This is a genomic window from Azospirillum mesophilum (genome assembly GCF_053470405.2).
Map to the genome: position 1 here is coordinate 1 of NZ_JBPXMQ020000007.1, position 24132 is coordinate 24132.

Genomic DNA, 24132 nt, shown 5'->3' on the forward strand with positions numbered 1-24132 from the left:
CCAACCTACAAGAGGGCGCATTCGTCGGTTGGGTTGAGCGCAGCGAAACCCAACGGCAGCCGCATCCCTCACACGATCGACAGCATAGCCGACTCCGGGTTGGCCAGGGCGTCGGCCAGCGCGCGCAGGCCGCGGGTCATTTCCTCCGTCGTGTGCGGTTGGCAGAGCCCCAGGCGGATGGCGTGCGGGGCGCTGGCCCGGCCGACCGCGAAGACGTCCGCGCCGGTGATCTTCACGCCGCGCCGCCGCGCCTCCGCGATGTAGTCGTCGCGGCGCCAGGGCTCGGGCAGGACCATCCACAGATGCTGCGACGCCGGGTGTCCGCACACCACATCCGCCGGCAGGATGGAGCGGGCGAGGCGCTGGCGGGACGCCGCTTCGTTGCGTTGGAACTCAGCCATGCGGTCGGCGCTGCCGTCGTTGATCCAGCGCGTCGCCACCTCCGAGGGCAGGGGAGGCGAGGAGTATTGCAGCGCGCGGATGACCGCCTCGACCTTTGTCACCAGCGGGGGCGGGGCGACCACATAGCCGACGCGCAGGCCGGCCGACACGCTCTTGGACAGGCTCGTCAGGTAGAGCGTGATGTCCGGGGCGAGAGCCTGGATCGGCTTCGGCTCGTTCACCAAAAATCCGAACACGTCGTCTTCCACCAGCACCACGCCGTAGCGCCGGGCAATCTCCGCGATTTCCAGCCGCCGCGCCGTCGGCATGACGGCCGCCGTCGGGTTGTGCATGGTCGGCACGAGATAGAGCGCCTTCGGCGCCAGCCGGCGGCAGGCGCTGTCGAAGCTGTCGGGCACCACGCCATGCTCGTCGATGGCCACACCTTCCAGGTGGAAGCCCTGCACCGCGGCCAGCGTCTTCACGCCGTAGTTGGTCAGCCGCTCCGTCAGCACCACGTCGCCCGGACGCGCCACGGCGGCGAGCGCCACGGCCATGGCGTTCTGCGCCCCGGCGGCCAGAATCACGCTGTCGGCCGTCGCGGCGACGCGGTGCTGGCGCGCCAGCCATTGGGCACCGGCCGCACGGTGGGAGGGCAACCCGGCATGTGGCGCGTATTCCAGCAGCGCCCCGACGTTCCCCGCCGCCGCGATGGCGGCCAGCGTCGGCCCGAGCGTCTGCGTGGCGAGCGGATGCTCGGGCGTGATGACGGTCATGTTGATGACGGACGGCTCGGGCGGCGGGTGCCAGGCGAGGGGGTCCGATGGCGGGGGCAACGGCTGCTGCCCCTGCACGAAGGTGCCGCGCCCGACCTCCCCACCGATCAGGCCGCGCTTTTCGGCCTCCGCGTAGGCGCGCGTGATCGTGCCCACCGTGACGCCGAGCGTGTAGGCAAGGTCCCGGTGCGTCGGCAGCCGCGTCCCGGGGGGCAGCCTCCCCCCGGCGATGTCGTCGGCCAGGGCGTCGGCGATGGCGCGGTAGCGCGGGCCTTGGCGGTTGGAAAGATCGGGTGTCCAGCCTGTCATGCACACAATGGTGACATTTTGCCACGGATTCGGCAAGGGGCGTCGAATTGTCCTCATTTCAGCGGGCGGAATGTCCCGCTCCGGTTGTCCGGCCGCCGGGCGGCGATTGCCGGAAGAGGGAACCCGGACGGAGCGGGAAGCGTTGGAATCCTGCCCGCCCGGCGCCCCTATCGGGCCTCCACCATGCCGGGCATTGCCGGGAGTGACATGGAAATGACCGCCGAGAACGCCATTCGACACACCTACGACCGCTTTTTCGGGGGCGAGCAGAACCTGAGCTCCATGGAGCGCGCGCTGTCCACCGGGCTTGGCCTGATCATGGCCGCCGGCGGGGTCCGGCGCGGGGCCGACTGGCGCGGGGCCGTCATGGGCCTGGCCGGCGCCGCCCTGGTCGCGCGCGGCATGAGCGGCCATTGCCCGATGAAGGCCATGATGACCAACGGCGGTGCCCACCGCCTGGGCAACATGGGAGGGGGCAACATGGGAGGGGGCAACATGGGCGAGGGGCATATGGGTGTCGGTCACCGGGAAGACATGCGCAGCGAAGCGCACACCGACCCCGGCGACTTCGCCCGCTATTCCTGAGTCACCGCCTTCAAATTATGCTTTCACGAGGAGGAAGCGGCGCGCCGGCGCCGTTTCCATTCCTTCCAGCGCCGCTCGCCCCACACCAGCGCCCGCCCGATGGGCGGCTTCAGGAACGGCACGTCGTAGGCGAGCAGGACGAGTCCGAGCGGCAGCATCCAGATGCCGAGCACCGGCAGGAAGCTGAACACCCCGCCGAGAATCAGCAAAAAGCCCACCGGGACCCGAACCCAGGTGGCCTCTGGCGCGCGCAGCCGGCGCAGGATGCGGGCCATCGCGCCCGGAAGCCGTTCCTCGATCCGATCGACCCGCCGTTCGAGCCGTCTGTGATGCGCGTCGGTCAAAGCGCCGATGCTCCGTTGGTTGTTCCACCCGCCGCGATATGGGAACAGGCCGGAGCAATCCAAGTTCTCCGCATTTTTTGCCGCCCCGCATGGCGAGGCGGGATCTTGACGGCGGTGGGGGGCGTCGCCACCTCATAGGTCGTTCTGGATCCGGGCCCCTCTGGCAGTCGAGTCGTCGGCTGCGATGTCGGATCCCTTCACCTGCTCTTGCGCCGACGGGCGTGACCGCATTTGGAGGGTCCCCGATGGAGACCTCGCACCGGATACCGAACGCCACAGGCCTCAGGGCCACGGACATCAAGATTTCTGTCGCCCCGCCCAGCCCCGACCAGGGCGCTTCCGGCCTGTGGCGGCCCTTTTCCATCCAAACAATGCGAATCTGGAACCGCGAAGCGGAAGGCTCGCCGGCCGCGCTTCGCCACGCCGGGATTTGTCATGCCGGACGTCGGTCCGGCAATCCGGCACCTTGACCAGGGGCGTAAACGAGGGAGCTTTCGTCATGTTCAACCAATACCCGAACCAAAGCCGATGGGGCGCCGGCGCCCCCGCCGTGGACCGCGCCCTTTTCGACGAGGGGCTGCGCCAGCACATGCTGCGCGTCTACAATTTCATGACGCTGGGGCTGGGCCTGACCGGTCTGGTGGCTTTTCTGGTGGCGAGCACGCCGGCGCTGTACGTGCCGATCTTCACGACGCCGCTGAAGTGGGTGGTGATGCTGGCGCCGCTGGGCTTCGTGATGGTGCTGTCCTGGCGGTTCGAGCGGATGTCGGCGAGCGGCCTGCAAGGGCTGTTCTGGGCCTTCTGCGCGGTGATGGGCGTGTCGATGGCCTCCGTCTTCCTGGTCTTCACCGGGGCCAGCGTGGCGCGCGTCTTCTTCATCACCGCCGCGCTGTTCGCGGGCATGAGCCTGTGGGGCTACACCACCAAGGCCGATCTGTCGAAGATGGGCTCCTTCCTGATGATGGGCCTGATCGGCATCGTCATCGCCGGTCTGGTCAACATCTTCATCGGCTCCAGCGCGTTGCAGTTCGCCATCTCGGTGATCGGCGTGGTCATTTTCACCGGCCTGACCGCCTACGACACCCAGACCATCATGGAGCAGTACGCCGAAGGCTACGGCCATGAGGCCAACAGCAAGCTCGCCGTCATGGGTGCGCTGTCGCTGTACCTGAACTTCATCAACCTGTTCCAGATGCTGCTCCAGCTCATGGGACAGCGCGACGAGTAACCGGGGGGCGTCCTCTCCGGCACGACTGGGGGCTGGCCGCGCGGCCAGCCCTTTTTTCATGCCCGGCTCAAGCCCCCTTGGCCGGCATTCCGGCATGGTCCGGTCCGGTCCCCAAGCCCTCGTTGCCCGGCAACAGGGCCTCGACGATGCGGCAATCCGCCACGCGCCCGCCGCCTCGGCACTGGTGCGCCAGACGGTCGAGTTCCTCACGCAGGCGTTGCAGGTCGGCGATTTTGCGTTCGACCTCGTGCAACTGTTCGACCACCATGGCGTCCACCTCGCCGCAGGGCCGGTCGGGCTGGTCGGCCAGCGCCAGCATCGCCCGCACGGTGTCGAGCGGGAAACCCAACTCGCGCGCGCGGCGCACGAAGGTCAGGCGGCGGAGATGGTCCGGGCCGTACATCCGATAATTTCCGGCGGTGCGCGCGGGCTGCGGAAGGATGCCGATCTGTTCGTAGAAGCGGATGGTTTCCGGTTTCGTCCCGGTCGCCTTCGCCAGCGCGCCGATGGACAGCGTGGACTTGTCCGACATGACGCTTGACCCTCTAGTTACTGGAGGGTCCATCCTCAGCGAGCGGCGCACAGGAAGGCAAGCGGAACCGCAGTCTTCGCCGGGGAGCGCCCGCCGCCAAGGGGCTTGAGCAAGCAGGAGCAAACGTCCGTGTCGCACGACCACGCGCACGCCCATCACCAGGGGCAATGCCGCCACGACCACGACCATGATCATGACCCGGCGGATCATGATGGGGACAATCACGGGCATGCCGATCGACACAATCACCGCAAGCATGGGCATCACGAACACGGGCACCATAAGCACGGCCATGAACACAGGCACGGGCATGGCGGCCACCATCACGGTCCGGTCCGCTACGACCGGGCCTTCGCCGTTGGGACCGCGCTGAACCTGGGATTCGTTGCGGTGGAGGCCTTTTACGGTGTGGTGGCGAACTCCGTCGCCCTGCTGGCCGACGCCGGGCACAATCTGTCCGACGTGCTGGGCCTGCTGCTGGCCTGGGGCGCCGCCTGGCTGACGCGCCGTCGGCCGACGCACCGCCACACCTACGGCTTCGGAAGCTCCTCGATTCTGGCGTCCCTGCTGAACGCCGTGATCCTGCTGATCGCCGTCGGCGCCATCGCCTGGGAGGCGGTCGGCCGCCTCATGCATCCGGAGCCGGTCCAGGGCGGGACGGTGATGTGGGTGGCCGTCGTCGGCATCGCCATCAACGCGGTCACCGCCTGGATGTTCATGGGCGGCAAGGATTCCGACCTGAACGTCCGGGGAGCCTACCTGCACATGGCCGCCGACGCCGCCGTGTCGCTCGGCGTGGTCGTCGCGGCGCTGCTGATCGGCTGGACGGGATGGGAATGGCTGGACCCGCTGGTCAGCCTCGTCATCGTGGCGGTCATCGTCGTCGGCACCTGGGGCCTGCTGCGCGAGTCGGCCAACCTCGCCATGAATGCCGTGCCGGAGGGCGTCAGCCGTGCCGAGGTCGAGCGCTATCTGGCCGGGCTTCCCGGAGTCGTCGCGGTCCATGACCTGCACATCTGGGGGCTCAGCACGACCGATACCGCGCTCACCGCACACCTCGTCCGCCCCGGGGCCGGCACCGACGACGAGCTGCTGACGCGGGTTGCGCAGGAGTTGAAGGACCGGTTCGGCATCGGCCACGCGACCATCCAGGTGGAGCACGATGGCGGCGGTTGCCGTCTCGCCCCGGTCGATGTGGTGTGAGGGCAGGGGGGGCGGCGCTGAGCGGCGCCGTCCCTTTGATGACCTGTCCCTTGGAAAACTTGGCCCTTCGAAGACCTGTGCTTTTCCGGATACATCCGATATCGGAAATGTAATGGAGACAATTAAGACATTGACGGGGGCGATTGCGCCCACATAATCACCATTGTCTCGATTGTTCGGGGCCGAATGTTTTGACGATGGAGGAAACCATGCGCACCACCGAAGCGACCCGTCCCGCCGGACTGTCCTCGTCCACGACCACCGCTCCGGTCATCGCGCGCGTCCTCACCGTCGGCATCCGCCCCCTGTGGAAAGCCCTGGAGTATGTCTTCGCCGCGCACGACCGGTGGCGGCAGCGGCAGGCGCTGCTGAAGCTCGACGACCATCTGTTGAAGGACATCGGGATCAGCCGCGCCGACGCGGAGGCGGAGACCCGCAAGCCTTTCTGGAAGGAGTGAAACGGGTGAGCAGCACCGACATTGTGTACGCAATCGAGCCGGATCTGACGGCCGACGACTTCATCGACGTGCTGCACCGCTCCGGGCTGGCCGAGCGCCGGCCCGTGGCGGACCGGCCGCGCGTCGAGGCGATGCTGCGCAAGGCCGACCTGATCGTCACCGCCCGCTCGGGCGGGGGTCTGGTCGGCGTGGCCCGCTCGATCACCGACTTCGTCTATTGCTGCTACCTGTCGGACCTCGCCGTGGACCGCGCCCTCCAGGGGCGCGGCATCGGCAAGGAGTTGATGCGCCGCACCCGCGCCGAGGTGGGGGAGGGCACGATGTGCCTTCTCCTCTCCGCGCCCAAGGCCGTCGGCTTCTACGAGCAGGCCGGGCTCGAGCGGCACGAACGCGCCTTCCTCTTCACCGACACGCCGTGAGGACTCCCGCCATGCGCCTGCCCATCTATCAGGTCGACGCCTTCGCCGACGCCGTCTTCGCCGGCAACCCGGCCGCCGTCGTGCCGCTGGAAAGCTGGCTTCCCGACGCGACGCTCCAGGCCATCGCGGCGGAGAACAACCTCGCGGAGACCGCCTATTTCGTCCGCCAGGGTGACGGGTACGAGCTGCGCTGGTTCACCCCGACGCTGGAGATCGACCTGTGCGGCCACGCGACGCTGGCCTCCGCCTTCGTCATCGCGACGATCCTGGAGCCGGGCCGCACCCGCATCGACTTCCAGACCCGCAAGGCCGGGATGCTGACGGTGACCCGCGACGGCGACCTCTTCACGCTGGACTTCCCGTCCCGCCCGCCGGTGCCGGTGTCCGAGCCGCCGGCCGGGCTGCTGGAGGCGCTGGGGGGGCCGCAGCCCGTCGCCTACCTGACGTCTCGCGACCTGCTGGTGGTCTATGAGGACGAGTCCGCCGTGCGGGCCATGAACCCGGACATGAGCGCGCTGGCCCGCGTGGACGCCTTCGCCGTCTGCGTCACGGCGCCGGGCAGCAACGGGGTGGACTTCGTGTCGCGCTTCTTCGCGCCGGACAGCGGTATTCCGGAGGACCCGGTCACCGGCTCCGCCCACTGCAACCTGATTCCCTACTGGGCCGAGCGGCTGGGCAAGACGCGCATGAACGCCCGGCAGGTGTCGGCGCGCGGCGGCTCGCTGGCCTGCGAGCTGGCCGGCGACCGGGTGAAGATCGGCGGTACGGCCGTGCTCTATCTGGAGGGCAGCATTTTCGTTTAAGGTGCGGCGGGGCGCGCGGTTGCAACGATGCCCCGCTGACAAGAAGCGACGAAAGGGAAGGGCATGGCCGGGCGCTGTTTCGAGGATTTCCACGTCGGCGACGTCATCGAGACGGAAGGGGCGACCGTCACCGACAGCCAGATCATGGACTTCGCCCAACGCTTCGACCCGCAGCCCTTCCACATCGACGCGGTGGCCGCGGCCGAGGGGCCGTTCGGCGGGCTGATCGCCAGCGGCTTCCACACGCTGTCGCTGACCTTCCGGCTGTTCCGTGACACCGGGGCGATCACCGGCACCAGCCTCGGCGGGTCCGGTGGCGACGAGCTGCGCTGGCTGCGCCCGGTCCGCCCCGGCGACACGCTGCGCGTCCGCGTGGAGGTGCTGGAGGCCATTCCATCCCGCCGTGGCGACCGCGGCACGGTGCGGCTGGGCTACACCACGCTGAACCAGCATGGCGAGGCGGTGATGACGATCACGCTGAACCACATCGTGGCGAGCCGGTCGGTAATGCCCCCTCCCTAACCCTCCCCCGCTTGCGCGGTGGAGGGGACTGCCGCCGCTTCGTCCAAACTCCCTCTCCCGCAAAGCGGGGGAGGGTCGGGGAGGGGGCCACACGCCGCCAACACTCCCCACACGCACAGCTTGATCCGATCCGCCGGCCCCTGTATAGCGTCGCCCCTTTGCTCTCGGCGGGGGATCCCATGACGGCCTGCGGCCTCGATTTCGGCACGTCCAACACCACGCTCGGTGTCCGGGACGCGGATTCGTTCCGGCTGCTGCCGCTGGACGGCGCGCGCGCGACGCTGCCCAGCGCCGTGTTCTTCGATTTCGAGGCCGACGCGGTGACCGTCGGGCAGGCCGCCATCGACGCCTACGCGTCGGGCGTGGAGGGGCGGCTGATGCGCTCCATCAAGTCGATGCTGGGCACCGACCTGATCGACGCCGATACCGCGCTGCGCAAGGGCCGCATCAGCTTCCGCGCGGTCATCGCCACCTTCCTGGAGGCGGTCAAGCGGCGCGCCGAGGCGGCGCTGGGCGGCGAGCTGACCGACGTCGTCCTGGGCCGCCCGGTCCATTTCGTGGACGGCGACCCGGCCGGCGACGCTGCGGCGGAGGAGACGCTGGGCGAGATCGCGCGCTCCGTCGGCTTTCGCGCCATTTCCTTTCAGTATGAGCCCATTGCCGCGGCGCTCGACTACGAGCAGCAGGTGACCGGGGAGGAACTGGCGCTGATCGCCGACATCGGCGGCGGCACGTCGGACTTCTCCATCGTGCGCATCGGGCCGGAGCGGCGCGGCAAGTCCGACCGCAGCGACGACATCCTCGCCAACGACGGTATCCGAGTGGGCGGCACGGACTTCGACCGCGACCTGTCGCTCGCCACCGCCATGCCGCTGCTCGGCCATGGCAGTGCGATGAAGCGCGCCGGTCTGCTGGCGCCCAAGCACCTGTTCTTCGATCTGGCGACCTGGTCGAAGATCAACTTCCTCTATACCGCCAAGGCCATGCTCGACTTGGAGCGGCTGCACCGCGACAGCGCTGCGCCCGACCGGATCGAGCGGCTGATCGGCGTGGTGGAGCACCGGCTGGGCCACGCCCTTGCCATGGCGGTGGAGCGCACCAAGATCGCCCTGTCGGATGGTCCGGAGGCCGGTCTGCAACTCGATTGGGGCGACGGGACGCTGACCCGTCCGGTCGGCGTGGCGGAGCTGAACGACGCCACGGCGGTGCTGGCCGGCCGCATCGGCGGGCGGGTGCGCGCCTGCCTCGCCGAGGCGGGGACGCGCGCGGCGGACATCGACGCGGTGTTCCTGACCGGCGGCTCGACCCTGCTGCCGCAGGTGCGCGCCGCCATCCTGGCGGAGGTACCCGGCGCCCGCGTGGTGGAGGGCAACATCTTCGGTTCCGTCGGCACGGGCCTGACCATCGAGGCGGGGCGGCGGTACGGAGACGCCTAAATCCCGACTGTGGGGGTCGGACAAAATTTGCGACACAGCGGGTCCGGCATACGCTAGATTGTCGGTGTGTAGTACTACCCTTGGCTAACCTTCTTCGCGCGCGCTTGCCGATCATTCGGGATTTTGTCCACATGACCTCCGTTGCCATGGAGGCGCCGATGGCCGGCGCCTCGGTCTCATCTCCCACAGAGTTTCAGGCCACCGATCAACAACCATCTGTTAACATTCAAGACCGCAAGCGCGCCGCACGCTTCTGGGCCGAACGCACCGGCCCCTACAAGGAATCCGTCGCGTGGCGCAGCGTGGTCCAGCTCGTCAACACGCTGGTGCCGCTGGCGGCGCTGTTCGTCCTGATGGGGCTGTCGCTGAAGGTCGGCTACTGGCTGACGCTGCTGCTGGCCGTGCCCGCGGGGCTGGTGCTGATGCGGCTGTGGGTGCTCGCCCACGACTGCGGCCACGGCTCCTTCTTCGCGTCGAACCGGGGGAACGCCTGGGTCGGGCGCTTCATCGGTGTGCTGACGATCACCCCCTACGAGGTCTGGCGGCGCGACCATGCGACGCACCACGCCACCTCCGGCAACCTCGACAAGCGCGGCACGGGCGACATCGACACGCTGACGGTGCGGGAATATCTGGCGCTCAGCCCCATGGGGCGCCTGCGTTACCGCGTCTACCGGCACCCGCTGGTGCTGTTCGGGGTCGGCCCGATCGTCCTGTTCTTCTGGAAGTTCCGCTTCCCGTTGACCGGACAGGAGCGCGACCCCAAGGCCTGGATCAGCGCCATGGGCACCACCGCCGCCTCAATCGCGGCCATCTCGCTGATCGGGTCGGTCGTCGGGCTGGACACGGTGCTGAAGGTCTGGCTGCCGACGATGTTCGTCGCCGGGTCCTTCGGCATCTTCGTCTTCTACATGCAGCACCAGTTCGAGACCGTCTACTGGCGGCACGAGCCGGAATGGGACTATTACGAAGCCGCCATCCACGGCTGCTCCTTCTTCGACCTTCCGCGCTGGATGCATTGGCTGACCGGCAACATCGGCTACCACCATGTGCATCACCTGGCGTCCCGCATCCCGAACTATCGGCTGCGCGCCTGCCACGAGGCGGTTCCGGAGCTTCACGCGGTCAAGCCCCTGACCTTCCTGGACAGCCTCAAGACGATTCGCCTCGCTCTGTTCGACGAGGAGAGCAAGCGTCTGATCGGGTTCGGAGAATTGAAGGCCCACGTGGCCTGAGTGAAAAACCCTCTCCTGCCGGAAGGCGGGAGAGGGTTTTTTCAGGTTACGCTCCCAAACGCCGGCGCAGGAGCGACAGCGGGGCGGGGTCGTCCAGGGAAGGCTGGAAGGCGACGGTGATTTCCGTCAGCGCCCGCGCCCAGCTCTCCGGGTTCGTGCCTTCCGGAGCCTCGGCGGAGGTGAAGCCGGTGCGCATCATGAACTGGTACTGGTCGGGGATGACGTGCCCGACCGCGCGGATCTCACCCTCGTACCCGTAACGCTCCCGCAGTTCGCGGGCCGTGGAGAAGCCGCGGCCGTCGCGGAACTTCGGGAATTCCACCGCGATCAGGGCGAAGCGCTCCAGATCCGGGGCGATGGCCGGGGCCAGCGTCCCGCTCTTCACCCGCACGCCCAGCTTGGCGTTGCGGCCCTCGAAGCTGGCGCGCTCCGCCTGCCAGCGCTCGAAGCTGACGATGACCGGACGGTCGGCGGGCACGGGCTCGCCGTCCGGGACCTGGGTCCATTCGTCGTCGACGATGCGGCCGTCCTTAATGAGCGGCATAGACTCTCTCCTTGAACGGGCCGTGGCCGACGCGCTTCAGCGTGTCGATGAAGCGTTCCCCGTCGTGGCGGTTGGACAGATAGACCTCGACGATGGCCTCGATGGCGTCCACGGTCTCGTCGGCGGTCACCGCCGGGCCGAGGATGTCGCCGATGGCCGTGGTCAGCGTCGGGTCGCCGCCGACGGTGATCTGGTAGAATTCCTCGCCCTTCTTGTCCACGCCGAGGATGCCGATGGCGCCGACGTGGTGATGGCCGCAGGCGTTGATGCAGCCGCTGATCTTGATGCCCAGTTCGCCGATGGCCTGCTGGCGCGCCGGGTCGGCGAAGCGGGCCGAGATGGCCTGGGCCAGCGGGATCGAACGGGCGTTGGCCAGCGCGCAGTAGTCGAGGCCCGGGCAGGCGATGATGTCGCCGATCAGCCCGGCGTTCGGCGTGCCGAGCCCGTTGGCCTCCAGCGCCTGCCACAGGGTGAACAGCTCGTCCTGGCGGACGTGCGCCAGAACGAGGTTCTGGGCGTGGCTGACGCGGATTTCACTGAAGCTGTGCCGGTCGGCGAGGTCGGCGACCAGTTCCATCTGCTCCGACGTGGCGTCGCCGGGGATGCCGCCGGCGGGCTTCAGGGAGATGGTGGCGATGGCGTAGCCCGGCGCCTTGTGCGCGGCCACGTTGACGGCGACCCAGCGGGCGAAGGCCTCGTTCTCCGCCTTGGCCGTCTCGAAGGCCGGCGACACGGCCGGCAGCGTTTCGAAGGGCGGCGGGGCGAAGTGCTGGCGGATCTCCGCGACGATTTCCGGGGCGAGGCGGTACTTCGGCCCGCGCAGGCGCGCGAACTCCTCCTCCACCTCGGCCGTGAACTTCTCCTGGCCCAGCTCGTGGACGAGGATCTTGATGCGCGCCTTGTAGATGTTGTCGCGCCGGCCGTACTGGTTGTAGACGCGCAGGATGGCTTCGAGGTAGGCGACGAAGTCCTCCTCCGCCACCCAGTCGCGGATCAGCTTGCCGACGAAGGGCGAACGGCCCAGGCCGCCGCCGGCGTAGAAGGCGAAGCCGACCTCGCCCTTGTCGTTGCGCTTGGCGATCACGCCCACGTCATGGATGCGGATGGCCGCGCGATCGGCCTCCGAGCCCATGATGGCGATTTTGAACTTGCGCGGCAGATAGGTGAATTCGGGGTGCAGCGTCGTCCACTGGCGCAGGATCTCGGCGTAGACGCGGCCGTCCACGATCTCGTCCTTGGCGGCGCCCACGAACTGGTCGGTGGTGACGTTGCGCACGCAGTTGCCGCTGGTCTGCAGCGCGTGCATGTCGACCTCGGCCAGCGCGTGCAGGATCTCCGGGGTTTCCTCCAGCTTGATCCAGTTGAACTGGAGGTTCTGGCGCGTGGTGAAGTGGCCGTAGCCCTTGTCGTACCGGCGGCCGATCTCCGCCAGCTTGCGCATCTGGTGGGCGGTCATCACGCCGTAGGGAACGGCGATGCGCAGCATGTAGGCGTGCAGCTGGAGGTACAGGCCGTTCATCAGCCGCAGGGGCTTGAACTCCTCCTCCGTCAGTTCGCCGGACAGGCGACGGGCGACCTGGGCGCGGAACTGCTCCACGCGCTCCGCCACGAAGCGGCGGTCGATCTCGTCGTAGGTGTAAACCCCGGCATGGCGGCCGGGCGCGATGTGGTTCATGGAACTCGCCCTATGAGATGAGATCAGGCCGCAGCCTGCTTGCCGAGATCGGTGCGGACGGTGGGACCCAGCGCACGGATGCGCTCCCGCGTCTTCACGGGGTGGCGCGCGCCGTCCACCAGGATCACGTCGAAGGCGTAGACGTCCACGCCGAACTGCTCGCGCTCGGCCTGCGCCTTGGCGGCGGCCAGGGCGGCGTCCGCCGCGGCGGCCTCGAACAGGGCGGCGTCGCCCAGCCGTTCGACCCACGACCCATTGTCGCCCAGGAAGACGACGGTGCCGTCGCGCAGCCGGTTCGCGGTGATCGCCTTCAACGCATCAGTCTTCAACGCCATGCCTACCTCCTGAAACCCCGTCACTCACGCCGACACGGCGGTGTTGGAAAGCGGTTGATTGCCCACGGTCTGCTGCCATTGCGAAATCCAGCCGCGCAGCCGCACGACCTCGCCCACCACGATGATCGCCGGACGCTTGGCCTGTAGCCGGACCACGTCACGCGCGCAATGGACAAGCGTGGTCTCGATGACGCTTTGCGCCTCGGTGCTGGCGCTGGACACGATGGCGACCGGGGACATCGGCGGCTTGCCGGCGGCCACCAGCCGCTCCGCGATCGTCCCCATGGTGCCGAGCGCCATATAGAAGACCAGCGCGCCGGGCATCCGCGCCAGAACGTCCCAGTCCAGGTCGGCGGGCAGCCCGCCGGACTTGTCGTGGCCGGTGATGAAGGTCGCCGTGGTGCCGAAGCCGCGGTGTGTCACCGGGATCCCGGCGCAAGCCAGCCCGCCGATGCCGGAGGTCACGCCCGGCACCACGCGGAAGGGGATGCAGGCCTCGGCCAGCGCCAGGCACTCCTCCCCGCCGCGCCCGAAGACGAACGGGTCGCCGCCCTTCAGCCGCAGCACGCGCAGGCCCTGCCGCGCCAGATCCACCAGCGTCGCGTTGATCTCCTCCTGCTTCGGCGAGGGGCGGCCGGCGCGCTTGCCGAGGTCGATCAGCCGCGCGGCGGGGTTCGCCATTTCCAGCACGCCGTCGCCGACCAGCGCGTCGTGCACGATGGCGTCGGCCTCCGCCAGCGCCTTGGCGGCCAGCAGCGTCAGCAGGCCCGGATCGCCGGGGCCGGCGCCGGCCAGCCAGACGGTGCCGGGCTCAAATGCCGGCAGGCGGGACAGGAACGGAACGGTCATGGAAGCCAGCCTTTCCCGGCGATGAAGTCGCGGCTCTTGCGCAGCACGTCGGGACCCTTGGTCCCTTCCGCACGCAGCCGGTCGCGCAGCGCGGCGATCTCCGCCAGCCGCTCCGCCCAGGAGGCGGGGAACAGGGCCTCCAGCCGCTCGCGCACCATCTGCGCCAGCGCGGGGCTCTTGCCGCCGGTGGAGACGGTCAGCAGCAGGTCGCCGCGGCGAACCACAGACGGCGCGTGGAAATCACACAGCGGAATCACGTCCTCGACATTCACCAGAATGCCGCGCGCCCGCGCCTGGCGTGCGAGATCCTCCGACACCGCATCGTCCAGCCCGACGACGAACAACAGCTGCACGCCGTCCAATTCGTCCGGGGAGGGGAGGGTGCCCCGCAGATAGGGCGCAGCCAGCGCTGTGAATTCCGCGTCCGGTTCCGGCGAAAACACCGTGGGCTTCGCGCCGCCGTCCAGAAGCTGGGCCAAGCGCTTCTTCGCCAAGGGGCCTTGCCCGGCCAGCGCGATGCGCACGCGCGCGGGATCCAACGCCACGGGGATCACCGGCACCACCCAGAAAATACACGTGACTGTGCGTGAATAGGCCACATGGAGGCATTTAAGCGCGATGGCCTGTTTCAATCAACAGATTTCACAAACTCGCATAAACCTATAATACAAATAGACAATGTATTTGCGTTGCAACAGCGTGAAACCGGTGATAATGTGCAAATCACAATAAATACCCAACTTCGCTGGTAGATAATCCGCCATGCTTGATGGACAGGTACAGACCGGCACCTCCGCCCGCGTGGCGGATTTGACCGAGCGGTTCGGCGGGCTGGAAGGGGCCGCCCTGCTTGGCGCCCTGGCGCGCGAGGAATTTCCCGGCCGCATCGCTGTGGTTTCGTCCTTCGGTACGGAATCCGCGGTGCTCCTGGCCATGGCGGCGGAGGCGGACCCATCCTTCCCGGTGATCTTCATCAACACTGGCAAGCTGTTCGGCGAGACGCTGCGCTACCGCGACACGCTGGCGGCGACGCTCGGCCTGACCGACATCCGCACCGTCGGCCCGACGGTGGAGGAACTGGCGGCGGAGGACGCCGACGGCCTGCTCTTCACCCGCTCGCACGACGCCTGTTGCCATCTGCGCAAGACGGTTCCGCTGGACCGCGCGCTGGGCACCGTCGATGCCTGGGTGACCGGGCGCAAGCGCTTCCAGGCCAGCACCCGCGCCGCCCTGCCTCTGTTCGAGGAGGAAGAGGGCACGGGGCGCGTCAAGGTCAACCCGCTCGCCTTCTACGACCGCGCGCGGCTCGACGAGGAATTCACCCGGCGCAACCTTCCGCGCCACCCGCTTGAGGCCGACGGCTTCCTGTCCATCGGCTGCTTTACCTGCACCGAGCGTGTCGCCCCCGGTGCGGACCCGCGGTCCGGCCGTTGGGCCGGCTCCGCCAAGACCGAATGCGGCATTCACACCTTCTCCAAGACCGGAACCGCACAATGACCGCCGATCTCGATTACCTTGAGAGCCAGAGCATCTATATCCTTCGCGAGGCCTACAACCGCATCGACAAGCTTGCCCTGCTGTGGTCGATCGGTAAGGACAGCAACGCGCTGCTCTGGCTCTGCCGCAAGGCGTTCTTCGGCCGCGTGCCGTTCCCGGTCGTCCAGCTCGACACCGGCATGGAGCTGCCGGAGGTCTATCAGTTCCGCGACCGCGTCGCCAAGGAGTGGGACCTCGACCTCGTGGTCGAGCAGTGCCCGCCCGAGGAGGAGATGGACCAGACCCTGCCGCCGCTGACCCGCGCCGCCGCGCGCAAGACGGAGGGGCTGAAGAACCTGCTGCACAACGGCAAGTACCAGGGCGTCATGGTCGGCATCCGCCGTGACGAGCAGGCCACCCGCGCCAAGGAGCGCGTCTTCTCCCCGCGCTCGCTGGAAGGCGACTGGGACGTGAAGGACCAGCCGGCGGAGTTCTGGGACCACTACAAGACCCGTTTCGAGGAAGGCACCCACGTCCGCATCCACCCGCTGCTGCATTGGACCGAACTGGACATCTGGCGCTATTCCAAGCGCGAGGACATTCCCATCGTCCCGCTGTACTTCGCCAAGGACGGCAAGCGCTACCGCTCGCTGGGCGAGAAGAACATCACCTTCCCGGTGGATAGCACCGCCGGCACCATCGACGAGATCATCGCCGAACTGATCGTGACCAGGATCCCGGAGCGCGCCGGCCGCGCCATGGACAACGAGTCCGAGGACAGCTTCGAACGTCTGCGCAGCGCGGGGTACATGTAAGATGGAAAATCGGAACGAGTTGAACGGCCAGCTGCGCATCGTCATCGTCGGCCACGTCGACCACGGCAAGTCCACGCTGATCGGCCGCCTGCTGAACGACACCGGCAGCCTGCCGGACGGCAAGGTGGAGCAGGTCCACGAGATGAGCCGCAAGCGCGGCATGCCCTTCGAATGGGCCTTCGTGATGGACGCGCTCCAGGCGGAGCGCGACCAGGGCATCACCATCGACACCACGCAGATCCACTTCAAGACGGAACAGCGCCCCTACGTCATCATCGATGCGCCGGGCCACACCGAATTCCTGAAGAACATGGTGACCGGCGCCTCGCAGGCCGACGCCGCGCTGCTGGTGATCGACGCCGCCGAGGGTGCGCTGGAGCAGTCGCGCCGCCACGCCTTCCTGCTGCATTTGCTGGGCGTGCGTCAGGTCGCGGTGATCGTGAACAAGATGGACCGCGTGGACTTCGCTGAGGACCGCTACAAGGCGGTCGCCAAGGAGATCCGCGACTATCTGGCGGAGCTGGACGTGTACCCCAGCTTCATCGTCCCCATCGCGGCGCGCCACGGCGACAACATCGTCACCCACTCCGACAAGACGTCCTGGTACGTCGGCCCGACGGTGATCGAGGCGCTGGACGCCTTCCGTCCGCAGCAGACCCCGACCGACCAGCCGCTGCGCTTCCCGCTGCAGGACGTGTACAAGCCGGACGACCGCCGCATCCTGGCCGGCCGCATCGAATCCGGCCGCCTGCGCGTCGGCGACACGCTGCGCTTCGCCCCCACCGGCGCCACGGCCACGGTGGTCAGCATCGAGGGCTGGAACCATCCGCACCCGATCGTCTCGGCCCAGGCCGGGCAGAGCATCGGCATCACGCTCGACAAGCGCATCTTCGCCGAGCGCGGCCACATCGCGCATCTGGACGAGGGAGCGCCGCACGTCACCCATCGCCTGGGCGTGCGCCTGTTCTGGCTGACGTCGGAGCCGCTGTCGGTCGGCAAGACCTACACGCTGAAGATCGCGACGGCGGAGCACCGCGTCACGGTGGAGCAGATCACCGCCGTCATCGACATCGAGGATCTGTCGAGCACCCCGGCCAAGGCCGTCCACCGCAACGAGGTGGCGGAGGTCGTCCTGCGCTCCCGCTCGCCCATCGCCGTTGATCTGGCGTCGGAGCTTCCGCGCACCGGCCGGGGCGTGCTGATCGATGGTCACGATGTGGTCGGCGGCTGCATCGCGGTGGAGGTGGACGAAGGCCCGGTGGCCTCGGCCAACACCACCGAGGTCTCGCACACCGTCACCCCGGACGAGCGGCACGCGGCCAACGGCCACAAGGGCGGCATCCTGTGGCTGACCGGCCTGTCGGGCGCCGGCAAGTCCACGCTCGCCATGGCGCTGGAGCGCGCGCTGTTCGACCGTGGCTGGCAGGTCTTCGTTCTGGACGGCGACAATGTCCGCAACGGGCTGAACGCCGGCCTGGGCTTTTCGCCGGAAGACCGGGCGGAGAACATCCGCCGCGTCGCCGAGACGTCGAAGCTGTTCGCCGACGCCGGGGTGCTGGTCATCGCCTCGCTGATCTCCCCGCTCCAGGCGGACCGCGTGCGGGCGCGGAGCATCGGCGGCGACCGCTTCCACGAGGTCTATGTGGCCGCCGACCTCGCCACCTGCGAGACGCGCGACCCCAAGGGCCTCTACAAGAAGGCCCGCGCCGGCGAGATCGCCGAGTTCACCGGCATCTCCGCCCCCTACGAGGCCCCGGAGTCGCCCGAACTGACGGTCGACACCGGCGCCCTCAGCCAGACGGAAGCGCTGGGCGAACTGCTCGACTACGTCGACACCGCCTTCGGCAAGACCAGCCTGAAGCGCGGCCGTCTGTAAGCACGATCTCCTCCCTGCCCCTTTTCCCCTCTGGGGAGAAGGTCAGGATGAGGGGGCGGCCGAAGGCCGATCAAAGCGCCGGCACCCGCCGGCGCTTTTCTTTATCCTTTACGTCAGCATCTTCAGGCACACTCCCGGTCCATGCTCCGCCCCCGCCGGGACAAGCTGTATCCCGGCCTCCTCGAAGGTCCGCACGATCTGCTGGGCAGAGCCCGGTTGCAGGTCGTGGCGGCCCTTTTCAAAATCCCGGATGGTGCTGCGGGACAGTCCCGCGCGCTCGGCCAGTTCGTCCTGCGTCCAATCGAGGAAGCCGCGGGCGGCGCGGCATTGGCCGGGGGTCAGGGGCTTTGCGTTCGGCATTCTTAGCTACACGAACAAAATCTCAACCATAATGGTTGAAATGAGCCGTCGGCGGGCCAAAGTCAAGCGGCGAGCCCCGTTTCGCCGCCCCGCACCCCGCCAGGAGACCCATGCATCACGGCCCCCTGATCGCCATCCTCGTCGCCGGATTCGTCCTCGCCTTTGCCTTCGGAGCCCTGGCCCATCGGTTGCGCGTGTCGCCGCTGATTGGCTATCTGCTGGCCGGGGTGCTGATCGGCCCCTTCACGCCGGGCTTCGTGGCGGACCAGAACCTCGCCAACGAGCTGGCGGAGATCGGCGTCATCTTGCTGATGTTCGGCGTGGGGCTGCATTTCTCGCTGAAGGACTTGCTGTCTGTGCGGACGGTCGCCGTGCCGGGGGCGGTGGTGCAGATCGCCATCGCCACGGGGCTGGGGATGGGGCTTGCCGCGTGGCTCGGCTGGTCGATCATCGCCGGGGTGATCTTCGGGCTAGCCCTGTCCGTCGCCAGCACGGTCGTCCTGCTGCGGGCCTTGCAGGAGCGGCGCTTGGTGCAGACGGAGCGTGGGCGCATCGCCGTCGGCTGGCTGATCGTCGAGGATCTGGCGATGGTGCTCGCCCTCGTCGTCATTCCGGGTCTGGCCGGCGCCCTGAACGGGGAGGGGGCCGGGGCCGGGCCATTCGGCCTTGGCCTTGCCGGCGTCCTTCTGGTCACGCTGGGGAAGGTCGCGGCCTTCGTGGCGGTCATGCTGCTGGTCGGGCGGCGGGCGATCCCCGGGATCCTGCATTGGGTGGCGCACACCGGCTCGCGGGAACTGTTCCGGCTGTCGGTGCTCGCCATCGCGCTGGGGGTGGCCTTCGGGGCGGCGGCGCTGTTCGGCGTGTCCTTCGCGCTGGGGGCCTTCTTCGCGGGCATGATCCTCAACGAATCGCCGCTGAGCCACCGCGCGGCGGAGGAGACGCTGCCCCTGCGCGACGCCTTCGCGGTGCTGTTCTTCGTGTCGGTCGGCATGCTGTTCAACCCGGCCATCGTCGTGACGGCCCCCTGGGAACTGGCCGCGACGCTGGCGATCATCCTGCTTGGCAAGTCGGCCGCCGCCTTCGTCCTCGTGCGGGCCTTCGGGCGTTCCACGGCGACGGCCCTGACCATCTCGGCCAGCCTCGCGCAGATCGGCGAGTTCTCCTTCATCCTGGCCGGGCTGGGCGTCGGGCTTGGCCTGTTGCCGGAGGTCGGGCGTGACCTGATCCTGGCCGGGGCCATCATCTCCATCTTCCTGAACCCGCTGCTGTTCGCCCTGATCGCCCGCGTGGCCCCGCTGGAAGAACCGGCGCAGCCGGCGCCCCAGCCCGCAGCGCCCCAATCTTCCGCTCCCAAGGAGCCGCGCCCGGCGACCAGTCTCACCGGGCACACGATCCTGATCGGCTACGGCCGGGTGGGGGCCTTCGTCGGCGCCGGGCTGAAGGAGGCCGGGCTTCCCTTCCTGGTGGTCGAGGACCGTCCCGAGCCCGCCGAAGCCGCCCGCGCCGACGGGGCGGAGGTGGTGTTCGGCAACGCCGCCGATCCCAACGTGCTGGCGGCGACCAACCTTTCCGAAGCGCGGCGTCTGGTGATCGCCATCCCCGAGGCCTTCGAGGCCGGTCAGGTGGTGGAGCAGGCGCGGACGGCCAACGCGGCCCTGGACATCCTGGCCCGCGCCCATTCCGACGAAGAGGTGGGGCATCTGGAGAAATGCGGCGTGACGCACAGCATCATGGGTGAGCGTGAAATCGCCCGTTGCATGCTCAGCCTTGTCTTGAGCGGGCAGGAGCCGGAGGGGCAGGCGCCATCGGCCGCCGCGCAATAAGACGATAATAAGATGTAAAAACAGTCAATGACGCTACTTGGCGTGTGAAATTCGCTCTTCCTTCCGGGCGGGGGTATGCTAAATAGGGTGGGAATTCTCCAGAGGATGAGCCCCATGACCGACCTGACCCGACGCTCCGCGATGCTGGCGCTGGCCGCCGTCACGTCCCTCGCCGCCCTGGCGCCGGGCCTCGCTCGCGCGGCCGCTCCGGTGAAGCTGGAGATCGGCTACATCCCCATTCTCGCCGCCGCGCCGCTGTTCATCATCGACGGCGAGGGCTGGGCGCGCGAGGCCGGCATTGACCTGAAGCTTACCAAGTTCGAATCGGGGCCGCACGCCATCCAGGCCATGGCCGCCGGCAAGATCGACCTGCTCTACGCCGGCGTGGCGCCGGTGCTGGTGGCCCGCTCCAAGGGCGCCGACGTCTCGGTGATCGCGAACTCGGCGGTGGAGGAGATGGTGGTCGCCGGGCGCGGGCCGTTCGCCAAGGCGGTGGGCAACCACGCGACGGCGGAATCCTTCGCAAAGTTCGTCGCCGACAACGGCCGCAAGGTGAAGATCGGCACGCAGCCGCCGGGCTCCGTGCCCGACACGGTGCTGCGCCATTGGCTGTTCAAGGTCGTGAAGGCCGACCCGGCGAACGTCGACCTCGTGTCCATGGGCATCGAGAAGACGCAGCAGGCGCTGCTGGCCGGCGCGCTCGACGCCGCGACGATCCGCGAGCCGACGGTCACCGTCACCAAGAACATGGACCCGAACGTCGCCCTGCTGGCGACGGGCGCGGAGATGTTCCCGAACCAGCCCGGCACGGTCGTCTCCGCCCGCGGCGCGGTCATCAAGGACAACGCTCCGGCGCTGAACGCGCTGATCAAGGCGCACATCCGCGCGGTGGACCTGATCGCCAAGGACCCGGCCCACGCCGCCAAGGTGGTGAACGAGTATCTGGGCAAGGGCCTGATGGACGCCGCGACGCTGGAGAAGGCGTTCCGTTCGCCCGGCTCCAAGTTCGTGGCCGACCCGCACGGCGTCGTTCCGGCGGTCGAGAACATGATGGCCTACGCGAAGGAGATCGGCTCGGCCGAGGGCACCATCCCGGTCGCGGAGGCCTTCGACTTCCGCTTCTACGACGCCGCGGTCGGTAAGTGATGCGCCAGCCGCTGCGGCTCCACAGCTCCATCGCCCTGTCGGCGCTCGGCGTCGGCGTCTTCCTGGTCGCCTGGGAGGCGCTGGCGCGCAGCGGCGTCGTGCCGGCCGGCCTGCTGCCCTCGCCGAGCGCGGTGCCCGGCGCCTTCGTTGCGGAGTTCCGCTCCGGCACCTGGCCGAACATGGTGCTGGCGAGCCTGTCGCATTACTTGAGCGGCCTGATCCTCGGCACCTTCCTCGGCATCGCCTTCGGCACGGCGGCGGCGATGTGGGGCGTGTGGGACGCCTTGCAGGCCTGGGTGGTGCGCATGCTGCGCCCGATCCCCTCCATCGCCTGGATCCCCTTCGCCATCATCTGGTTCGGGGTCAGCGAGGCGGCGGCGACCTTCCTGATCGCGCTGACGGTCTTCTGGATCAACTACTACGCCACCTACGCCGCCGTGCGCGGCGTGGACAAGGACCTGATCGAACTGGGCTATGCCTTCGGCCAGGGCGGGCTGGTCCCGCGCCTGTTCAAGATCGTGCTGCCGGGGGCGCTGCCGGGCATCCTGTCGGGCGTGCGCGCCGGGCTGGGGCAGGGCTGGATGACCGTGGTGGCGGCGGAGCTGTTCGGCATCGCCGGCCTGGGCGCGCGGATGTCCGACGCCTCCGGCCTGCTCGCCACGCACATCGTGGTTCTGTACATGGTGACCATCGCGGCCCTCTACGGCGTCTGCGACTTCCTGTTCATGCAGGTCCAGCAGCGGGTGCTCGCATGGCAAAAGTGATTGATTTGAAAGGTGTCGCCATCGGCTACGGCGCCGACGCCCCGCCCGTGCTGGTGGAGGTGGACCTGTCGGTCGAGCGCGGCAGCTTCGTCGCCATCGTCGGCCCGTCGGGTGTGGGCAAGTCCACGCTGCTGCGCGTGGTCGCCGGCCTGCACAAGGCGCGCGGCGGCTCCGTCACCATCCACGAGACGAAGAAGCCCGGCCACCGCCCGGTCAGCCTCGTCTTCCAGGACGCGCGCCTGCTGCCCTGGCGCCGGGTCGCCAAGAACGTCCGCTTCGGGCTGGAGGGGTTGCCGATCAGCGCCGTCGAGCGCGACGAGCGCGTGCAGGCCGCCCTGCGGCTCGTGCGGCTGGACGACTACGGCCGGCGCTGGCCCTACGAGCTGTCGGGCGGCCAGCGGCAGCGCGTCGGCATCGCCCGCGCGCTGGCGGTCGATCCGGACATCCTGCTGATGGACGAGCCCTTCGGCGCGCTCGACGCCATCACCCGCCACAGCCTTCAGGACGAGCTGCGGCGCATCCACCGGGAGACCGGAAAGACCATCCTCTTCGTCACCCACGATCTGGAAGAGGCGGTGCATCTCGCCGACCGCATCATCGTGCTGGGCGGCAGCCCGGCCCGCATCGTGCGCGACGTGACCAACGACCCCGGCCGGGAAGGCGTGGTCTTCCGCGATCAGGTCGAGCAGCTGCGGTCAGGGATTGCGGACAATTACAGCATTTGAGGAAGTCATTCCCTCGCCCATCTCCGATGGGAGAGGGAAGGGGCCCACGAAGTGGGAAGGGTGAGGGCAAGGTTTTTCCGAGAAGCCAATGTGCGCCTTATCAGGACTCTCGGAGAAACCTTGCCCTCACCCTTCCGCGCCTCCGGCGCGGGTCCCTCCCTCTCCCGGCGGAGCCGGGCGAGGGGAATTCAGGGCTACGGGAACACCCGCCGCACATCCCGCGCCGTCAGGTGGATGTTGGCGTCCGGGTCGAGGTTCCGGTCCATGATGCGTGCTTCGACCGCCTTGTCGAAGACGGGGCGGTTCATGCAGACGAACTGCAAGGCCTCCTCCGGCTTCGGCGTGTGGCCGATCAGGCTTTGCAGGGCGCGGCGGGGGATGAAGACCTGACCGTGGTATTCCCCGACCTCCACCGCGAATTCGACCGCGTCGGCCTCCTCGTTCCAGATGGGATCGTCGGGGAACACGAAGATGGGCATCACGTCCTCACGGCTCGGTCATTTGAGTTCGGTCATTTGAGGATGTAGGTAACATCGTAGCCGCTGCGCTTGAAGCGTGTCTTCAGCAGCGTGCCGTCCGCGTCGAACCACAGGTCGCGCTCCACGTCGCCGGCGATGCGGTGGTGCTGCGCCTTGACCGGGCGCCCGTCGATGTCCAGCGTCTCCACGCCCAGGGACTCCGCGCGCACCGCATGGGGCTTGCCGTCGATGACCGACAGCAGGGTGGGGCGCTTCAGCACCTCCGGCGTCCAAAGCGTCAGGGGCAGGGCGTCGGCCGGCGCCTCTCTGGTCTTGCCGTCCACCGTCACCGCGTAGCCGACGCCGCGCCGGGTCATCTCCAGGACGTGGGGCGTGCCGTCGTCGTCCGTCCTGGCGCTCATCCGGTCGAGCGTGGCGCCCTTCCAGAGCTCCTCCCGCTGGTGGTCGTAGCGGAAGTTGACGAACAGCACCTTCACCCGCGTCGAGGCGGTGACGGCGACCTTCGTCACATCGCCTTGCGGTTCCACCCGCACGGTCTCGGTGCCGATGGGATCGTCCCCCATCAGGATCTGGTAGGTCAGCGTGCGCGGCCCAGCCGCCCCGGCAGCCAAGGGAGCGGATAAAGGTACGGCCAGCAGCAGGCCGGCCGCGAGCGCGGCGCGGAGTCCGTGCCTCATGGTGCGTGTCCTCCCCGAATTTCTTTCTTTTTGTTCGGTCACTCGTCCAGAAGCTGCGCCAGCTTCAGCGCGATGCCCATGGAGCCGTCCACCTTCAGCTTGCCCATCGTGAAGGCCATCATCGGGTTCAGGCGGCCGTCCATCAGCTTCTTCAGGTTCTCGCCGGAAATGCGGATGGTGCAGTCGGCCTCGCCGTCCTCGCGGCTGACGGAGACGGGATTGTTGCGGGCGTCCACGCGGACCACCTCGCCGTTTTCCAGCGCGAAGCGGACGGCGGCCTTCAGGCCGCGGAAGCTGGTGGAGCGGGACTGCAACTCCCGCAGGATGTCGTCAACCATGGGTGGGCCTCTCTCCGGT

General features: G+C 68.4%; 27 protein-coding genes and 1 pseudogene. 16 read left to right on the forward strand and 12 right to left on the reverse strand.

Going from position 1 to position 24132, the window contains the following annotated elements; all coding sequences use genetic code 11:
- Positions 1-68: 68 nt before the first annotated feature.
- Positions 69-1466 (reverse strand): aminotransferase-like domain-containing protein, encoded by a 1398-nt coding sequence (locus tag ACSVC7_RS09505; RefSeq protein WP_448203031.1) that lies wholly within the window; start codon positions 1464-1466, stop codon positions 69-71.
- 213 nt (positions 1467-1679) lie between these two features.
- Between ACSVC7_RS09505 and ACSVC7_RS09510 the strand changes: the two genes are divergently transcribed.
- Positions 1680-2051 carry a YgaP-like transmembrane domain gene (locus ACSVC7_RS09510; protein ID WP_448203030.1) on the forward strand — a complete coding sequence of 124 codons (372 nt, stop codon included), beginning with the start codon at positions 1680-1682 and terminating at the stop codon, positions 2049-2051.
- 23 nt (positions 2052-2074) lie between these two features.
- Here ACSVC7_RS09510 and ACSVC7_RS09515 read toward each other — a convergent pair whose 3' ends face one another.
- Positions 2075-2395 carry a hypothetical protein gene (locus ACSVC7_RS09515; protein ID WP_448203029.1) on the reverse strand — a complete coding sequence of 107 codons (321 nt, stop codon included), beginning with the start codon at positions 2393-2395 and terminating at the stop codon, positions 2075-2077.
- 499 nt (positions 2396-2894) lie between these two features.
- Here ACSVC7_RS09515 and ACSVC7_RS09520 point away from each other — a divergent pair, with 499 nt between their 5' ends.
- The gene (locus ACSVC7_RS09520; protein WP_448203028.1) at positions 2895-3623 is read left to right on the forward strand and encodes a Bax inhibitor-1/YccA family protein; all 729 of its coding nucleotides are present in this window, start codon (positions 2895-2897) and stop codon (positions 3621-3623) included.
- Between the two features lie 67 nt (positions 3624-3690).
- Here ACSVC7_RS09520 and ACSVC7_RS09525 read toward each other — a convergent pair whose 3' ends face one another.
- Complete coding sequence (locus ACSVC7_RS09525; RefSeq protein WP_448203027.1) at positions 3691-4479, reverse strand: MerR family transcriptional regulator; 789 nt, start codon at positions 4477-4479, stop codon at positions 3691-3693.
- 33 nt (positions 4480-4512) lie between these two features.
- Between ACSVC7_RS09525 and ACSVC7_RS09530 the strand changes: the two are divergent.
- From ACSVC7_RS09530 to ACSVC7_RS09560, 7 genes and pseudogenes are all read left to right on the forward strand, one after another.
- A pseudogene (locus ACSVC7_RS09530) lies at positions 4513-5358 on the forward strand (cation diffusion facilitator family transporter); the annotation flags it as partial.
- A gap of 209 nt (positions 5359-5567) precedes the next feature.
- Positions 5568-5816 (forward strand): YjiS-like domain-containing protein, encoded by a 249-nt coding sequence (locus ACSVC7_RS09535; RefSeq protein WP_448203026.1) that lies wholly within the window; start codon positions 5568-5570, stop codon positions 5814-5816.
- A gap of 5 nt (positions 5817-5821) precedes the next feature.
- Positions 5822-6235, forward strand: a complete 414-nt coding sequence (locus ACSVC7_RS09540; protein ID WP_448203025.1) for a GNAT family N-acetyltransferase — start codon at positions 5822-5824, stop codon at positions 6233-6235.
- An 11-nt stretch (positions 6236-6246) separates the two neighbouring features.
- Positions 6247-7038, forward strand: coding sequence for a PhzF family protein (locus ACSVC7_RS09545; RefSeq protein WP_448203024.1), 792 nt, complete (start codon positions 6247-6249; stop codon positions 7036-7038).
- A 63-nt stretch (positions 7039-7101) separates the two neighbouring features.
- Positions 7102-7560, forward strand: coding sequence for a MaoC family dehydratase (locus ACSVC7_RS09550; RefSeq protein WP_448203023.1), 459 nt, complete (start codon positions 7102-7104; stop codon positions 7558-7560).
- A gap of 179 nt (positions 7561-7739) precedes the next feature.
- Entirely contained in the window at positions 7740-8996 is a 1257-nt protein-coding gene (locus tag ACSVC7_RS09555; protein ID WP_448203022.1) for an Hsp70 family protein, read from the forward strand.
- 131 nt (positions 8997-9127) lie between these two features.
- Complete coding sequence (locus ACSVC7_RS09560; protein WP_448203021.1) at positions 9128-10231, forward strand: fatty acid desaturase; 1104 nt, start codon at positions 9128-9130, stop codon at positions 10229-10231.
- Between the two features lie 46 nt (positions 10232-10277).
- On the opposite strand, the gene ACSVC7_RS09565 is transcribed toward ACSVC7_RS09560, so the two are convergent.
- From ACSVC7_RS09565 to ACSVC7_RS09585, 5 genes are read right to left on the reverse strand one after another with little or no spacing between them, the layout of a single operon-like run.
- Positions 10278-10775 (reverse strand): DUF934 domain-containing protein, encoded by a 498-nt coding sequence (locus ACSVC7_RS09565; RefSeq protein ID WP_448203020.1) that lies wholly within the window; start codon positions 10773-10775, stop codon positions 10278-10280.
- Positions 10762-12450: a nitrite/sulfite reductase gene (locus ACSVC7_RS09570; protein WP_448203019.1), complete on the reverse strand. Its 1689-nt coding sequence runs from the start codon at positions 12448-12450 to the stop codon at positions 10762-10764. Before ACSVC7_RS09570 ends, ACSVC7_RS09565 begins: the two co-directional genes overlap by 14 nt.
- Positions 12451-12473: 23 nt before the next feature.
- Positions 12474-12785, reverse strand: coding sequence for a DUF2849 domain-containing protein (locus ACSVC7_RS09575; protein WP_448203018.1), 312 nt, complete (start codon positions 12783-12785; stop codon positions 12474-12476).
- 24 nt (positions 12786-12809) lie between these two features.
- Complete coding sequence (gene cobA / locus ACSVC7_RS09580; protein WP_448203017.1) at positions 12810-13634, reverse strand: uroporphyrinogen-III C-methyltransferase; 825 nt, start codon at positions 13632-13634, stop codon at positions 12810-12812.
- A complete protein-coding gene (locus tag ACSVC7_RS09585) occupies positions 13631-14179 on the reverse strand; it encodes a precorrin-2 dehydrogenase/sirohydrochlorin ferrochelatase family protein (protein ID WP_448203016.1) in 549 nt (182 codons plus the stop codon). The genes cobA and ACSVC7_RS09585 overlap by 4 nt, the downstream gene beginning before the upstream one ends.
- 217 nt (positions 14180-14396) lie before the next feature.
- Between ACSVC7_RS09585 and ACSVC7_RS09590 the strand changes: the two genes are divergently transcribed.
- From ACSVC7_RS09590 to cysC, 3 genes are read left to right on the forward strand one after another with little or no spacing between them, the layout of a single operon-like run.
- Positions 14397-15131 (forward strand): phosphoadenylyl-sulfate reductase, encoded by a 735-nt coding sequence (locus ACSVC7_RS09590; RefSeq protein WP_448203015.1) that lies wholly within the window; start codon positions 14397-14399, stop codon positions 15129-15131.
- Entirely contained in the window at positions 15128-15925 is a 798-nt protein-coding gene (gene cysD, locus ACSVC7_RS09595; protein WP_448203014.1) for a sulfate adenylyltransferase subunit CysD, read from the forward strand. Before ACSVC7_RS09590 ends, cysD begins: the two co-directional genes overlap by 4 nt.
- A 1-nt stretch (position 15926) precedes the next feature.
- On the forward strand, positions 15927-17801 hold the full coding sequence (gene cysC, locus ACSVC7_RS09600) for an adenylyl-sulfate kinase (protein ID WP_448203013.1): 1875 nt from the start codon (positions 15927-15929) through the stop codon (positions 17799-17801).
- A gap of 108 nt (positions 17802-17909) precedes the next feature.
- Here the strand turns inward: cysC and ACSVC7_RS09605 are convergent, their stop codons facing one another.
- Positions 17910-18161 (reverse strand): helix-turn-helix transcriptional regulator, encoded by a 252-nt coding sequence (locus ACSVC7_RS09605; protein ID WP_448203012.1) that lies wholly within the window; start codon positions 18159-18161, stop codon positions 17910-17912.
- A 110-nt stretch (positions 18162-18271) separates the two neighbouring features.
- On the opposite strand from ACSVC7_RS09605, the gene ybaL reads away from it, so the two are divergent.
- The 4 genes from ybaL (at position 18272) to ACSVC7_RS09625 (ending at position 22619) form a co-directional block, all read left to right on the forward strand.
- Positions 18272-19984: a YbaL family putative K(+) efflux transporter gene (gene ybaL / locus ACSVC7_RS09610; protein WP_448203011.1), complete on the forward strand. Its 1713-nt coding sequence runs from the start codon at positions 18272-18274 to the stop codon at positions 19982-19984.
- 114 nt (positions 19985-20098) lie between these two features.
- Positions 20099-21130 carry an ABC transporter substrate-binding protein gene (locus ACSVC7_RS09615; RefSeq protein WP_448203010.1) on the forward strand — a complete coding sequence of 344 codons (1032 nt, stop codon included), beginning with the start codon at positions 20099-20101 and terminating at the stop codon, positions 21128-21130.
- Positions 21130-21894: an ABC transporter permease gene (locus ACSVC7_RS09620; RefSeq protein ID WP_448203009.1), complete on the forward strand. Its 765-nt coding sequence runs from the start codon at positions 21130-21132 to the stop codon at positions 21892-21894. Before ACSVC7_RS09615 ends, ACSVC7_RS09620 begins: the two co-directional genes overlap by 1 nt.
- A complete protein-coding gene (locus ACSVC7_RS09625; RefSeq protein WP_448203008.1) occupies positions 21882-22619 on the forward strand; it encodes an ABC transporter ATP-binding protein in 738 nt (245 codons plus the stop codon). Before ACSVC7_RS09620 ends, ACSVC7_RS09625 begins: the two co-directional genes overlap by 13 nt.
- A 194-nt stretch (positions 22620-22813) precedes the next feature.
- Here ACSVC7_RS09625 and ACSVC7_RS09630 read toward each other — a convergent pair whose 3' ends face one another.
- Genes ACSVC7_RS09630 through ACSVC7_RS09640 form a run of 3 tightly spaced genes read right to left on the reverse strand, consistent with a single transcriptional unit; the run spans position 22814 to position 24113 of the window.
- Entirely contained in the window at positions 22814-23098 is a 285-nt protein-coding gene (locus ACSVC7_RS09630; protein ID WP_448203007.1) for a DUF1488 family protein, read from the reverse strand.
- A 32-nt stretch (positions 23099-23130) separates the two neighbouring features.
- Entirely contained in the window at positions 23131-23775 is a 645-nt protein-coding gene (locus tag ACSVC7_RS09635) for a DUF6134 family protein (protein WP_448203006.1), read from the reverse strand.
- Between the two features lie 38 nt (positions 23776-23813).
- A complete protein-coding gene (locus ACSVC7_RS09640) occupies positions 23814-24113 on the reverse strand; it encodes an SCP2 sterol-binding domain-containing protein (RefSeq protein WP_448203005.1) in 300 nt (99 codons plus the stop codon).
- Between the last annotated feature and the right edge of the window lie 19 nt (positions 24114-24132).

Excerpts from the sequence above, each read along its gene's own strand:
- ACSVC7_RS09505 (WP_448203031.1), bottom strand. The coding sequence starts at position 1,466 with ATGACAGGCTGGACACCCGATCTTTCCAACCGCCAAGGCCCGCGCTAC.
- ACSVC7_RS09510 (WP_448203030.1), top strand. The coding sequence starts at position 1,680 with ATGACCGCCGAGAACGCCATTCGACACACCTACGACCGCTTTTTCGGG.
- ACSVC7_RS09520 (WP_448203028.1), top strand. The coding sequence starts at position 2,895 with ATGTTCAACCAATACCCGAACCAAAGCCGATGGGGCGCCGGCGCCCCC.
- ACSVC7_RS09525 (WP_448203027.1), bottom strand. The coding sequence starts at position 4,479 with ATGGTGGCCGCCATGCCCGTGCCTGTGTTCATGGCCGTGCTTATGGTG.
- ACSVC7_RS09535 (WP_448203026.1), top strand. The coding sequence starts at position 5,568 with ATGCGCACCACCGAAGCGACCCGTCCCGCCGGACTGTCCTCGTCCACG.
- ACSVC7_RS09545 (WP_448203024.1), top strand. The coding sequence starts at position 6,247 with ATGCGCCTGCCCATCTATCAGGTCGACGCCTTCGCCGACGCCGTCTTC.
- ACSVC7_RS09550 (WP_448203023.1), top strand. The coding sequence starts at position 7,102 with ATGGCCGGGCGCTGTTTCGAGGATTTCCACGTCGGCGACGTCATCGAG.
- ACSVC7_RS09555 (WP_448203022.1), top strand. The coding sequence starts at position 7,740 with ATGACGGCCTGCGGCCTCGATTTCGGCACGTCCAACACCACGCTCGGT.
- ACSVC7_RS09560 (WP_448203021.1), top strand. The coding sequence starts at position 9,128 with ATGACCTCCGTTGCCATGGAGGCGCCGATGGCCGGCGCCTCGGTCTCA.
- ACSVC7_RS09565 (WP_448203020.1), bottom strand. The coding sequence starts at position 10,775 with ATGCCGCTCATTAAGGACGGCCGCATCGTCGACGACGAATGGACCCAG.
- ACSVC7_RS09570 (WP_448203019.1), bottom strand. The coding sequence starts at position 12,450 with ATGAACCACATCGCGCCCGGCCGCCATGCCGGGGTTTACACCTACGAC.
- ACSVC7_RS09575 (WP_448203018.1), bottom strand. The coding sequence starts at position 12,785 with ATGGCGTTGAAGACTGATGCGTTGAAGGCGATCACCGCGAACCGGCTG.
- cobA (WP_448203017.1), bottom strand. The coding sequence starts at position 13,634 with ATGACCGTTCCGTTCCTGTCCCGCCTGCCGGCATTTGAGCCCGGCACC.
- ACSVC7_RS09590 (WP_448203015.1), top strand. The coding sequence starts at position 14,397 with ATGCTTGATGGACAGGTACAGACCGGCACCTCCGCCCGCGTGGCGGAT.
- cysD (WP_448203014.1), top strand. The coding sequence starts at position 15,128 with ATGACCGCCGATCTCGATTACCTTGAGAGCCAGAGCATCTATATCCTT.
- cysC (WP_448203013.1), top strand. The coding sequence starts at position 15,927 with ATGGAAAATCGGAACGAGTTGAACGGCCAGCTGCGCATCGTCATCGTC.
- ACSVC7_RS09605 (WP_448203012.1), bottom strand. The coding sequence starts at position 18,161 with ATGCCGAACGCAAAGCCCCTGACCCCCGGCCAATGCCGCGCCGCCCGC.
- ybaL (WP_448203011.1), top strand. The coding sequence starts at position 18,272 with ATGCATCACGGCCCCCTGATCGCCATCCTCGTCGCCGGATTCGTCCTC.
- ACSVC7_RS09615 (WP_448203010.1), top strand. The coding sequence starts at position 20,099 with ATGACCGACCTGACCCGACGCTCCGCGATGCTGGCGCTGGCCGCCGTC.
- ACSVC7_RS09620 (WP_448203009.1), top strand. The coding sequence starts at position 21,130 with ATGCGCCAGCCGCTGCGGCTCCACAGCTCCATCGCCCTGTCGGCGCTC.
- ACSVC7_RS09625 (WP_448203008.1), top strand. The coding sequence starts at position 21,882 with ATGGCAAAAGTGATTGATTTGAAAGGTGTCGCCATCGGCTACGGCGCC.
- ACSVC7_RS09630 (WP_448203007.1), bottom strand. The coding sequence starts at position 23,098 with ATGCCCATCTTCGTGTTCCCCGACGATCCCATCTGGAACGAGGAGGCC.
- ACSVC7_RS09635 (WP_448203006.1), bottom strand. The coding sequence starts at position 23,775 with ATGAGGCACGGACTCCGCGCCGCGCTCGCGGCCGGCCTGCTGCTGGCC.
- ACSVC7_RS09640 (WP_448203005.1), bottom strand. The coding sequence starts at position 24,113 with ATGGTTGACGACATCCTGCGGGAGTTGCAGTCCCGCTCCACCAGCTTC.